The organism is Novosphingobium sp. UBA1939 (assembly GCF_002336885.1).
In the GTDB taxonomy this organism is placed as follows: Bacteria; Pseudomonadota; Alphaproteobacteria; order Sphingomonadales; family Sphingomonadaceae; genus Novosphingobium.
The window spans coordinates 1-11,613 of sequence record NZ_DDFB01000141.1 but is presented as its reverse complement, the minus strand read 5'-3'; the positions used below and the strand labels follow the sequence as shown (position 1 = coordinate 11,613).

General features: G+C 68.4%; 14 protein-coding genes. 9 read left to right on the top strand and 5 right to left on the bottom strand.

The genetic code is table 11. The features are described 5' to 3' along the window. From B3547_RS19275 to B3547_RS19265, 3 genes are all read right to left on the bottom strand, one after another. Window positions 1-251: AMP-binding protein (locus tag B3547_RS19275; RefSeq protein WP_414690593.1), on the bottom strand; the 251-nt coding region annotated here is incomplete at its 3' end. A gap of 164 nt (window positions 252-415) precedes the next feature. Beyond that, window positions 416-2,164 (bottom strand): gamma-glutamyltransferase, encoded by a 1,749-nt coding sequence (ggt, locus tag B3547_RS19270; protein WP_292966024.1) that lies wholly within the window; start codon window positions 2,162-2,164, stop codon window positions 416-418. 19 nt (window positions 2,165-2,183) lie between these two features. Further along, window positions 2,184-3,218, bottom strand: coding sequence for a quinone-dependent dihydroorotate dehydrogenase (locus B3547_RS19265; RefSeq protein ID WP_292966021.1), 1,035 nt, complete (start codon window positions 3,216-3,218; stop codon window positions 2,184-2,186). A gap of 420 nt (window positions 3,219-3,638) precedes the next feature. On the opposite strand from B3547_RS19265, the gene B3547_RS19260 reads away from it, so the two are divergent. The 9 genes from B3547_RS19260 to B3547_RS19220 are packed head-to-tail and all read left to right on the top strand — an operon-like array spanning window position 3,639 to window position 10,161. Further along, the gene (locus tag B3547_RS19260) at window positions 3,639-4,070 is read left to right on the top strand and encodes an SUF system Fe-S cluster assembly regulator (RefSeq protein WP_124810092.1); all 432 of its coding nucleotides are present in this window, start codon (window positions 3,639-3,641) and stop codon (window positions 4,068-4,070) included. Continuing rightward, a complete protein-coding gene (gene sufB / locus B3547_RS19255; RefSeq protein ID WP_292966018.1) occupies window positions 4,067-5,563 on the top strand; it encodes a Fe-S cluster assembly protein SufB in 1,497 nt (498 codons plus the stop codon). Before B3547_RS19260 ends, sufB begins: the two co-directional genes overlap by 4 nt. Then, window positions 5,560-6,063, top strand: coding sequence for a DUF559 domain-containing protein (locus tag B3547_RS19250; protein ID WP_125954307.1), 504 nt, complete (start codon window positions 5,560-5,562; stop codon window positions 6,061-6,063). Before sufB ends, B3547_RS19250 begins: the two co-directional genes overlap by 4 nt. Before the next feature lie 2 nt (window positions 6,064-6,065). Next, window positions 6,066-6,809: a Fe-S cluster assembly ATPase SufC gene (sufC, locus tag B3547_RS19245; RefSeq protein WP_124810088.1), complete on the top strand. Its 744-nt coding sequence runs from the start codon at window positions 6,066-6,068 to the stop codon at window positions 6,807-6,809. Continuing rightward, complete coding sequence (locus tag B3547_RS19240; protein WP_190287283.1) at window positions 6,806-7,546, top strand: SufD family Fe-S cluster assembly protein; 741 nt, start codon at window positions 6,806-6,808, stop codon at window positions 7,544-7,546. The genes sufC and B3547_RS19240 overlap by 4 nt, the downstream gene beginning before the upstream one ends. 47 nt (window positions 7,547-7,593) lie before the next feature. After that, window positions 7,594-8,790, top strand: a complete 1,197-nt coding sequence (locus tag B3547_RS19235) for a cysteine desulfurase (protein WP_292966029.1) — start codon at window positions 7,594-7,596, stop codon at window positions 8,788-8,790. Further along, window positions 8,787-9,290, top strand: a complete 504-nt coding sequence (locus B3547_RS19230) for an SUF system Fe-S cluster assembly protein (RefSeq protein ID WP_292966012.1) — start codon at window positions 8,787-8,789, stop codon at window positions 9,288-9,290. Before B3547_RS19235 ends, B3547_RS19230 begins: the two co-directional genes overlap by 4 nt. Continuing rightward, window positions 9,290-9,802 (top strand): GNAT family N-acetyltransferase, encoded by a 513-nt coding sequence (locus B3547_RS19225; protein ID WP_292966009.1) that lies wholly within the window; start codon window positions 9,290-9,292, stop codon window positions 9,800-9,802. Before B3547_RS19230 ends, B3547_RS19225 begins: the two co-directional genes overlap by 1 nt. Then, window positions 9,799-10,161 (top strand): HesB/IscA family protein, encoded by a 363-nt coding sequence (locus B3547_RS19220; protein WP_124810085.1) that lies wholly within the window; start codon window positions 9,799-9,801, stop codon window positions 10,159-10,161. Before B3547_RS19225 ends, B3547_RS19220 begins: the two co-directional genes overlap by 4 nt. 30 nt (window positions 10,162-10,191) lie before the next feature. Here B3547_RS19220 and B3547_RS19215 read toward each other — a convergent pair whose 3' ends face one another. Continuing rightward, entirely contained in the window at window positions 10,192-10,872 is a 681-nt protein-coding gene (locus B3547_RS19215) for an NnrU family protein (protein WP_292966005.1), read from the bottom strand. A 37-nt stretch (window positions 10,873-10,909) separates the two neighbouring features. Continuing rightward, the coding region (locus tag B3547_RS19210) for an amidohydrolase family protein (protein WP_292966002.1) at window positions 10,910-11,613 on the bottom strand (704 nt) is incomplete at its 5' end.

Here is an 11,613-nt window from a genome sequence, read left to right as displayed (position 1 = left end):
TTGGTGATGTAGGTCGGCACGGTGACCAGCCCGGCGGCCATGATCGCCAGATCGGCCAGGCACCATTCGGGCCGGTTTTCCGACACCAGCGCCACCCGGTCGCCATCCTTCAGGCCCAGCCCGCGCAGGGCCTCCGCCATCAGGCAGACCCGGTCCGCCGCCTCGCGCCAGGTGATCGCCCGCCACGCGCCATCGTGCTTGGCCGAGAGGAACGGCCCATCGCCCCGCGCGCGCGCGCGGTCGAAGAACATTGCGACCAGGTTCGGGAATTGTTCGAAATCGCTGAGCTGCACGTCCGGTCCTCTGCCCCACCCGCGCGCCGGCTTTTGCTCCACCGTTCGCGCAGGGGAAAGTCCTAAAGAAGCTGCGCCGCTACGGCAACCTTGCGCGGGCGGACACGCCTATCGGAAAGCGTTCAGGGCGCCACCGCCGCGCCTTCGCTGCGCGGATCGGCTGCGCCACGCCAGCGATCGCCGACGCGTTCGATCGCGTTGGCCTTGAAGGAAGCCTCGCGCGCGATGACCTGCCGGTGGCCCAGCGCCATCAGCGCCGGGATCATCGCTTCCTGCGCGGAGCCCTTTTCCACGAACACCACGTCGCCGCCGGGCGCGAAGATCACCGGCAGGGCGATCGCCTCGCGCGCGGGCAGGCCCCAGTCGAGCACGCCGATGATCGCCTTGGCGACCTGGGCCGGGATCGTCGCCCCGCCGGCCGCGCCGATCGCCAGCCGCAGCTGGCCGTCGGGACCGTAGATCAGTGTCGGCGCCATCGAACTGCGCGGCCGCTTTCCCGCTTCCACCCGGTTCGCGGTGGGCACGCCATCGCGATCGGGCACGATGTTGAAGTCGGTCAGCTCGTTGTTGAGATAATAGCCGCCGACCATCAGGCCCGAGCCGAACGGGCTTTCGATCGTGGAGGTATAGCTGGCGGCGTTGCCCCAGCGGTCCACCGCGACGAAATGGGTAGTGCCGTGCTCTTCCTGCGGGCGTGCGGGCGCGAAAGCGGTGCGGACGCCCGGCGGCGTCCCCGCCACGACCGACGGCAGCGTGCCCTTGTCCGAAATCAGCGCGGATCGTGTCGCCAGATAGGCGGGATCGGTCAGCCCGGCGACCGGCACGCTGACAAAATCGCTGTCCCCCAGGTAGCGGTCGCGATCGGCGTAGGCCAGCCGTTCGGATTCGGCGATCAGGTGCCAGGATACCGGGTTGTCCGGCCCCAGCGCCTTCAGATCGAAGCGTTCGAGCTGCTTGAGAATGGCATAGACCGTGGTCGCGCCCGAGGACGGCGGCCCCATCCCGCACACGCGGTAGCCACGGTAGTCGCCGCATACCGGCGCGCGTCCCTTCGCCTGATAGCCGGCGAGGTCCGCCGTGGTCAGCGGCGCGGGATTGCGGGGCGCGGTGCCGACCTTGGCGGCCACGGTCCCGGCATTGTCGCCCGCATAGAAGCTGTCGGCCCCCTGCGCCGCGATTTTCTCCAGCGTTTCGGCCAGCGCCGGATTGCGGATCACCGTGCCCGCGGGCAGCGGCTGCCCATCCGCCCCGTAGTAGATGGCGCGCGCCTGCGGATCGAGCGCGCCGGTCCGCGGGAAGCGGCTCAGCATCGCGTAAAGGCGCGGCGTCATGACGAAGCCATCGCGGGCCAGCCGGATCGCCGGCTGGAACAGCGCGCGCCACGCCAGCTTGCCGTGGTGGGCGTGCGCCAGCGCGGCCAGGCGCAGGTTGCCCGGCACGCCCACGCTGCGCCCGCCCGGAATAGCTTCGACGATCGGCAGCGGTTGGCCGTTGACGTAGAACCACTGCGGACCGGCGGCCTTGGGCGCGGTTTCGCGGCCGTCCACCGTCTCGACCTTGCCCGCCGCGTCGCCCAGCACCAGGAAGCCGCCGCCACCGATGCCCGAGCTTTGCGGTTCGACCACGGTCAGCGCCAGCATCGTGGCGATCGCGGCGTCGGTGGCGGTTCCGCCCAGCCGCAGCATGTCCACACCCGCTTCGGCCGCGCGCGGATCGGCGGCGGACACCAGCCCCTTCTCGCCCACCGGCACGCCATCCGCGGGAGCGGGCGCCGGCGCGGCCTGCGGGGTGGTGGAGGCCATCTGGCCCATCGGGGCGCAGGCGGACGTGAGCAGAAGCGCTGCAAGCAGCGCGCGACCGGGCGTCTTCATCGATAGCATGGCCGCAAGGCTATTCGGTCCCGACGGCCTCCGCAATGCTCGTCATGCCTTCTTGCCGTACACGCTTCGCCAGGCCCGTCACGATCGCGCGCGCAAGGCCCGGTCCTTCGTAGACCATCGCGCTGTAGATCTGGACCAGGCTGGCGCCCGCACGGATGCGCTGCCACGCATCGTCGGCGCTGGCGATGCCGCCCACGCCGATCAGCGGAATGGCGCCGCCGCTCGCCTTGCGGAATTCGCGCAGGCGTTCCAGCGCCATCTGCCGCAGCGGCTCGCCCGAAAGCCCGCCCGTTTCTCCGGCATGGACCGATCGCAGCGAAGCGGGCCGCTCGATCGTGGTGTTCGACACGATCAGCGCATCGAGCCGCCTGTCCAGCGCAATGCGGCAGATCGCGTCGACATCGGCCCTCTGGAGATCGGGGGCAAGCTTCAGGAACACCGGCGTTGCCAGCGCGCCGCGCGCCTCGATCACCGCATCCAGCAATTCGGCCAGCGCGCCTTCGTCCTGCAACGCGCGCAGCCCGGGCGTGTTGGGCGAACTGATGTTGACCGTGAGATAGGTCGCCAGCGGCGCCATCGTCCGTGTCATCGCCGCATAGTCGGCGATGCGGTCGGCCGAATCCTTGTTGGCGCCGATGTTGACGCCCACGATCCCCGGCTTGCCCAGGCGGGTACGCAACCGCGCGGCCACCGCATCCGCGCCGTTGTTGTTGAAGCCCATGCGGTTGATGACCGCCCGGTCCTCCACCAGCCGGAACAGCCGGGGCGCGGGGTTCCCCGCCTGCGGACGCGGCGTTACCGTGCCGATCTCGGTAAAGCCGAAACCCAGGCGCAGCACCGCGTCGGGCACTTGCGCGTTCTTGTCGAAGCCGGGCGCCATGCCCACCGGGTTGGGAAAGACGATGCCCGCCACGCGCTGCGTCAGCGCGGGTTCGGGCGCCAGCCGCCGCGCCAGCGGCGCGGCGCCAAGCGCCATCAGGGTAAGCCGGTGGGCCTGTTCAGCCGGTACGCGAAACAGCAAGGGGCGCAGCAGTCGATAGAGCATGAAACGGGAAGTCCGCATCCGGATCGGGGAAGAAGTTCCGTCCTATTGCGTCTGCGGTGTCCCAAGCCAAGTGCGATTGCTGCCATCGTGCATCGATATTTCATATAACTAACGGCATTTTTTCAACCTGTTGCGCCGCCGCAACCGTTTTTGTCGAATCCGTACAATTACCGACTCGGCCAATCCCATAGACAAACCGCGCGACCCGAAGGGCTCGGTGCAGTGATGTATCGGGTTCTCGACTTTACGGCGGCCGATGCCCTTCGGGGTTCGGCCGCCTTTTTTTCGCTCTTTCCCGGTCACGCACCGCACTGATTTGCAACCGCCACCTCCGCGCCTTGCGCTTGTGGAGAGCCGCGCCTAGATAACCGGAACGATTCGGTCTGATTTGCAGCCCGCGTTCCCGGAGACTCCCAGGCGATGCGTCTTTCCAGCATGGCGGACTATGCCGTGGTCACGATGACCGCCGCCGCACGCCATTGCGGCGGGGCGCGGATCAGCGCGCAGCAACTGGCCGAGGAAACCGGCCTGCCCGCCCCTACCGTGCAGAAGCTGGTCAGCAAGCTTTCGGCCGCCGGCTTGCTGAAGTCGGTGCGCGGCGCGCGCGGCGGGCTGAAGCTGGCCCGCCCCGCAGCCGCGATCACGCTGGCCGATATCATCGAGGCGGTGGAAGGCCCGATCGCGCTTGCCCCGTGCAGCACGCCGGTCCGCCAGGACTGCACCTGCTCGCTCGAGAAGGATTGTACCGTCCGCCCGCACTGGCCCGTCGTCGATGCGGCGCTGCGCGGCGCGCTGTCGGCCGTCCCCCTTACCCAGTTTGCCCGCCCGATCGCGGCGGAGGCTACCGCATGACCGAAGAAACCCAGGTACAGGACACCCCAGAAAGGGACCAGGCTGCGCGCGACGCGGCGAAGAAGCTCGAAACCTACGAGTGGGGCTTCACGTCCGACATCGAGCAGGAATTCGCGCCCAAGGGCCTGTCCGAAGAGACCGTCCGCTTCATCTCCGCCAAGAAGCAGGAGCCGGAATGGATGCTCGAATGGCGGCTGCGCGCCTATCGCCACTGGCTGACGATGGAGACGCCGGACTGGGCAAAGCTCAACGTGCCGCCGATCGACTATCAGGACGCCTATTACTACGCCGCGCCCAAGAAGAAGGATGGGCCGAAATCGCTGGACGAGGTCGATCCCGAAATCCTGCGCGTCTATGAAAAGCTGGGCATTCCGCTGGAGGAGCAGAAAGTGCTCGCCGGCGTGGAAGGTGCGCGCAAGATCGCGGTCGACGCTGTGTTCGACAGCGTTTCGGTCGCCACCACATTCCGCAAGGAGCTGGAAGAGGCCGGCGTGATCTTCCGCTCGATCAGCGAGGCGATCCGCGAATACCCCGATCTGGTGAAGCGCTGGCTGGGCAAGGTCGTGCCGATGCACGACAACTACTTCGCCGCGCTCAACTGCGCCGTCTTCTCCGACGGCACCTTCGTCTACATCCCCGAAGGCGTGCGCTGCCCGATGGAGCTGTCCACCTATTTCCGCATCAACGCGGAGAATACCGGCCAGTTCGAACGCACGCTGATCGTGGCGGACACGGGCGCCTACGTCTCGTACCTCGAAGGCTGCACCGCGCCCCAGCGCGACGAGAACCAGCTGCACGCCGCAGTGGTCGAACTGGTCGCTCTCGACGATGCAGAGATCAAGTATTCGACCGTCCAGAACTGGTATCCCGGCGATGCCCAGGGCAAGGGCGGCATCTACAACTTCGTGACCAAGCGCGCGCTGTGCCAGGGCGCGCGGTCCAAGGTTTCGTGGACGCAGGTGGAAACCGGATCGGCGATCACGTGGAAGTACCCGTCCTGCGTGCTCAACGGCGAGGATTCGGTGGGCGAGTTCTACTCGGTTGCTGTCACCAACAATTTCCAGCAGGCCGATACCGGCACCAAGATGATCCACAACGGCAAGGGATCGCGCTCGACCATCGTGTCGAAGGGCATTTCCGCCGGCCGATCGAACAACACCTATCGCGGCCTGGTGCGCGTGGCCCCGCAGGCCGATGGCGTGCGCAACTTCACCCAGTGCGATTCGCTGCTGCTCGGCGGTGAATGCGGCGCGCATACCGTGCCCTATATCGAGGTGCGCAACCCCGGCGCGACGATCGAGCACGAGGCGACGACCAGCAAGATCAGCGACGACCAGCTGTTCTACGCGATGCAGCGCGGGCTGGACCAGGAAAGCGCCGTGGCGCTGATCGTCAACGGCTTCGCGCGCGAGGTGCTGCAGCAACTGCCGATGGAATTCGCGGTGGAAGCGCAGAAGCTGCTGGGTATCAGCCTGGAAGGATCAGTCGGTTGAAGAAGACGCTTACCCTCAAGCCGGTCGAGGAGCGGGCCGACGCGCCCAAGCTCCAGAAAAAGGGGCGTGGCTGGAACATCGCCGAATCGCGGCTCGATACGCTGCATGATGCCGCGCGCGAGATGCGCCGGTCGCCCACCCCGGCGCAGGCCGCGCTGGCGGCGGAGCTGGCCAAGGCCGACCTCGGGCGGTACCGCTTCAAGCGCTATGCGGTGATCGGATCGGCCATCGTCGATTTCGCCTGCCAGCCGCTCAAGCTGGTGGTCGCGCTCGACGAAGGCACGAACCCGCCCGAGATCGAGCGCCGGCGCGACCGCAGCCTGGGCGAAGTGGGCATCAAGGTGATCCGCTATCCCGCCGCCGACGTGCTGGCCGATCCCGAAGGGGCCGCCCGCGCCGTGCTCGCCGAAATGAAGGCCCGCTGGCACGAACAGCGCGCCTCGTCCCGCCCGAACCAGAACCGTCACCGGCAAGGCGCCGCGCGCGGATACCAGAGATAAGCATGCTCCAGATCGATAACCTTTCCAACGAAATCGCCGGCAAGGCCATTCTCAAGGGCCTGTCGCTGACCGTGAACGCGGGCGAAATCCACGCGATCATGGGGCCAAACGGTGCGGGCAAGTCCACGCTGGCCTATACGCTGGGCGGACGACCCGGCTACGAGGTCACCGGCGGCTCGGTCGCGTTCGAAGGCGCCGACCTGCTGGCCATGGAGCCGCACGAGCGCGCCGCGGCGGGGCTGTTCCTGGGCTTCCAGTACCCGGTCGAGATTCCCGGCGTGTCCAACGTCCAGTTCCTGCGCGAAGCGCTCAACGCGCAGCGCAAGGGCCGGGGCGAAGCGCCGCTTTCGGGCGGGGAATTCCTGAAGCTCGCCAAGGAAAAGGCCGGCCTGCTGCGCATGGACATGGACATGCTCAAGCGCCCGGTGAACGTGGGCTTTTCGGGCGGCGAGAAGAAGCGCGCCGAGATGGTGCAGATGGGGATTCTCGATCCCCGGCTGGCGATTCTGGACGAAACCGATTCGGGCCTCGACATCGATGCCCTGCGCATCTGCGGCGAAGGCATCAACGCGATCATGCGCAAGCCGGACAAGGCGGTGCTGCTGATCACGCATTACCAGCGCCTGCTCGATTACGTGAAGCCGGACTTCGTGCACGTGCTGGCCGGTGGCCGCATTGTGAAGTCGGGCGGCCCCGAACTGGCGCTCGAACTCGAACAGCATGGTTACGAGGCGGTGGCGGCGTGAACGCGGCCGCCCTGCCCCTGCCCACCCGCAAGGACGAGGGCTATCGCTACGCCGATCTGGCCGCGCTGGAAACGGTGTGGCCGGCGGCGGTGCAAGTCGTCCGCGTGCCCGCCGGGGAAAGCGCCGCCCTGTCGCTCATCGCCGACGGCAACGGCCCCGAAGCCCATGAAATCGCGATCACGCTGGAAGACGGCGCGGTGTTCGACCTGCGCCTGCTCAACGCCGGCGCTGCCTATGGCCGCATCGGCGTGACGGTCACGCTGGGCAAGGGCGCGGACTTCACGCTGGGCGCGGCGCAGTTGGGCGGCGGCGCGCAGACGCTTGAAGTGGTCACCGAAGTGACACACGCCGAACCCGACGCGCAGAGCCGCCAGATCGTGCGTTCGGTGCTGGGCGGCCATGCCACCGGCACCTATCTCGGCCGTGTCGCCGTGGCGCGCGGCGCGATCGGCACCGATGCCGAACAATCGGTCCGCGCCATGCTGCTCGACCGCACCGCGACCGCCAACGCGCGCCCGGAACTCGAAATCTTCGCCGACGACGTGAAATGCGCGCACGGCTGCGCGGTGGGCGAGCTTGACGCGCAGGGCCTGTTCTACCTGCAATCGCGCGGGCTTCCCCCGGCGGACGCGAAGAAGCTGATGCTGCAGGCGTTCATCGCCGAAGCCTTCGTCGGCGCGGCCGACGAGGACGCGCTGACGCAAGCCGCGCTCAAGGCGCTGGAGGGGCTGCTGTGACGACGGCAGCACTCACCCAGGATCAGCCCACGCCTGGCCCCTCCCGCATGCGGGAGGGGGACATCTGGCCCGGCCTGCGCAATCCCGACGGCAGCCGCTGGCACTATCTCGATACCGCCGCCACCGCGCAGAAGCCGCAAGAGGTGATCGACGCGGTGACGCACGCGATGGGCGCGGACTACGCCACCGTCCACCGCGGGGTCTATACCCGTTCGGCCGACATGACGCTGGCCTTCGAAGCCGCGCGGCGCAAGGTTGCCGGCCTGCTGGGCGGGGACGAGGGCGAGATCGTGTTCACCCGTGGCGCGACCGAGGCGATCAACCTGGTCGCGCAGACCTGGGGGCAGGCCAATCTCAAGGCCGGGGATCGCATCCTGCTGTCGGTGCTGGAGCACCATTCCAACATCGTGCCCTGGCAATTGCTGCGCGAACGGACCGGCGTGGAAATCGACGTCTGCCCGCTGACGCCGGACGGGCGCATCGATCTGGAAGCGGCCGAACGCATCCTCACCCCCGCGCACAAGCTCGTGGCTTTCGCGCATGTGTCCAACGTGCTCGGTTCGATGCTTCCCGTGGAACAGGCGGTGAGGCTGGCCCATGCCGTCGGCGCCAAGATCCTGCTCGATGGCTGCCAGGCCGTCGCCCGCCTCGCCGTGGACGTGAAGGTGCTCGGCTGCGATTTCTATGTCTGCTCGGCGCACAAGCTCTATGGGCCGACGGGCATCGGCGCGCTGTGGGCCAGGGCCGACATCCTCGATGCCATGCCGCCCTGGCAGGGCGGTGGCTCGATGATCGACCGGGTGACCTTCGCGAAAACGACCTATGCCCCCGCGCCGCAACGCTTCGAGGCGGGCACGCCCGCGATCGTCGAGGCGATCGGCTTCGGCGCGGCGGTGGATTTCGTGCAAGGCATCGGGCTGGACGCGATCCACGCCCACGAAGCGGCGCTGGTGGCGCGGGCGCGCGGCGAACTCTCGCGGCTCAATTCGGTGCGCCTGTTCGGCCCCGAGGACAGCGCCGGCATCGTCAGCTTCGCGCTGGAAGGTGTGCACCCGCACGACCTCGGCACGATCCTGGACGAGGAAGGCGTGGCGATCCGCGCCGGGCACCATTGCGCGCAGCCGCTGATGGACCATCTTGGCGTTCCCGCCACGGCCCGCGCCAGCTTCGGCATCTACAGCGATGACAGCGATATCGCCGCGCTGGTGCGCGGCATCGAACGGACGATGAGGATTTTCGGATGACGAACGGTGAGGAACCCAGGTTCACCGTGGAAGAAGTCGAAGACGTGGCCGCGCCGCGCCGCGCCCGCGTGGAGGACATTCCCGAACCGCCTGAAACGCCGCCCGAAACGCCGGCAGAGAAGCTGGAGCGCAAGCGCGACTATCTCGAAGGCTTCCTGGCGGAAAAGCCGCAGGGGGTGAGCGCGGGCGAGCCGGGCGGCGAAACCTACGAAGCGGTGATCGACGCGCTGCGTGAGATCTTCGACCCTGAAATCCCGGTCAACATCTATGACTTGGGGCTGATCTACGGCGTGGACGTGACCGCCGATGGCCATGCCACCGTGACGATGACGCTGACCACGCCGCATTGCCCGGTCGCCGAATCGATGCCGGGCGAAGTGGAACTGCGCGTGGGCGCGGTGCCGGGCGTGCGCGACGCCGAGGTGAACCTCGTCTGGGACCCGCCGTGGGACCCGCAGAAGATGAGCGACGAAGCCAAGCTCGAACTGGGCATGCTGTGATGGCCACGGCGGCGACCACGCTTGCAGACGGCCTGACGGTGACGCGCGCCGACTATGGCAACGCGGCCGACGCCGATGCCGTGGTCACGCTGCTCGATGCCTATGCGCGCGATCCGATGGGCGGCGGCGCGCCGCTGGCCGACGACGTGAAGGCGCGGCTGGTCGATGGCCTCGCCGGCCATCCCGGCGCCTTTTCGCTGATCGCGCGGATCGATGGCCAGCCGGTGGGTCTCAGCAACTGCTTCACCGGCTATTCCACGTTCGCGGCGCGCCCGCTGGTCAACATTCACGACATGGTCGTGCTGCCCGGCCATCGCGGCCACGGCATCGCCCGCGCCATGTTCGCCGCCATCGAGGACGAGGCGCGCGCGATCGGTGCGTGCAAGGTCACGCTCGAAGTGCTGAGCGGCAACGAACGCGCCCGGGCGGTCTATGCCGCGCTTGGCTATGGCGATTACACGCTCGATCCCCAGGCCGGACACGCCCTGTTCTGGCAGAAGAGGCTGACATGACGACAACCACGACCACCCGCCGCCCCCGGCCCGCCGCCGTCCTGCTGACGCCGTCGGCCGAAGCGCGGATCGCCACGCTGATGCAGGCGGCGCCCGAAGGCGCGATCGGGGTGAAGCTTTCCACCCCGCGCCGGGGCTGCTCCGGCCTTGCCTATTCGGTGGACTACGTGAACGAGGCCAGCGGCTTCGACGAACGGATCGAAACGCCCGGCGGCACCTTCTTCATCGATGGCGCATCGGTGCTCTACCTCGTCGGCAGCACGATGGACTGGGTGGAAGACGATTTCCAGGCGGGCTTCGTGTTCCAGAACCCCAATGCCAAGGGCACGTGCGGCTGCGGCGAAAGCTTCACGATCTGATTTTCACGGAGCCGGTGCTGCCGGTTCCGGTCATTGCCACCAGCGCCACAGGCCGGCGGGAATGCCCGACAGCCACAGGTGCAGCCAGGTCACCCCGATCCACGCGGCAAGGCCTGCCAGCCAGAACCAGCCCAGATCGGCCAGCCGCCCCACATGCGGCCAGTACGCGGTGCGGCCGCACCAGGCGCGCCAGGCATCGGCGTGCAGCGCCAGCTTCTTGCGATCCTGCATATGCGCGCCGACCAGCGCCAGCACCGCGATCGCCCCCGCCAGCACGATAACCCGCGCGCTGGGCGCCACGATCACGTGGGCCACGGCCCACAGGGCAAAGCCCATCATCATCGGATGGCGCGTTACGCGGAACACGCCGCGCGCCTCGCGGGTCGCCAAGCCTGCCATCGACGCCTCGGGCATGGCCGGGTTGCCGATGAGCGAGGCCAGCAGCAGCGCCATCGCCAGCACGGTCAGCACGCTGGCCAGCAGCCAGGGCGCGTCGGCCCATCCGTTCCACAGCAGCGGCCCCGGCGTCGCGGCGCGAAAGGCCACGATCACCCAGCCCAGCGTGGCGAAGGCGACCAGCGAATAGACCCCGGCAAAGCCCCGTTCCCCCAGCGCCCCGACCAGCGGCGCGCGCAAGGGGTGCGACAGAAGGAAATGGGTGCCGACAAACGCTGTCGACGCCGCCACGAGCATCACGACCGAAGCATCCATGTTCGTTCTCCCTCCCGCGCGGCGCGGTCCGCCGCGTCTATTGATAGGCCTTGGGCAAGCTCCCTTCCTGCGGGTGCCGATAGCGGTCGCGCAGCCGTGTCTGGTGATTGACCAGCGATTGGGCCACGCCGTCCACGTAAACCGCGACCACGCCGGACGTAACCTCCAGCGGATCGCCGTCCCACACCACCACGTCCGCCGCCCGGCCGGGCTTCAGGCTGCCGAAGTGATCGCCTTCCCCGATGATCTCGGCCGGGACCGAGGTGATCGCCGCCAGCGCCTCGCCCCAGGTCAGCCCGGTGGCGCCGGGCACACGCGCCACGCCCACCAGGTTGCCGGCATATTGCGGCGCATAGCGCGGCTGCTCGCCATCATAGAAATTGCCGATGGCAACCTTCACCCCCGCCTTCTTCATCCGCCCGACGTTCGATTGGGTGGCGGCCAGCGTCTCGAACCGGCCGGGCAGGTCGGTCAGCGCGGTGGCGATCACCGGCACCTGCGCGGCGGCCAGTTCGCCCGCCACGCGCCAGCCTTCGGCCGCGCCGACCACGACCAGGCGCAGCGCCGGAAATTCCCGCTTCAGCGCCAGCGTGGCGCGAATGTCGGCGGCGCGATCGACATGCACGTAAAGCGGCTGCCGCCCGGTGACGACCGGCACCAGCGCCGCCGCATCGAAGCGCGTCAGCAGCGTGTCGGTCGCCTGCCCCTGCACGGACGAAACCATGCGCGGATCGCCGCCCG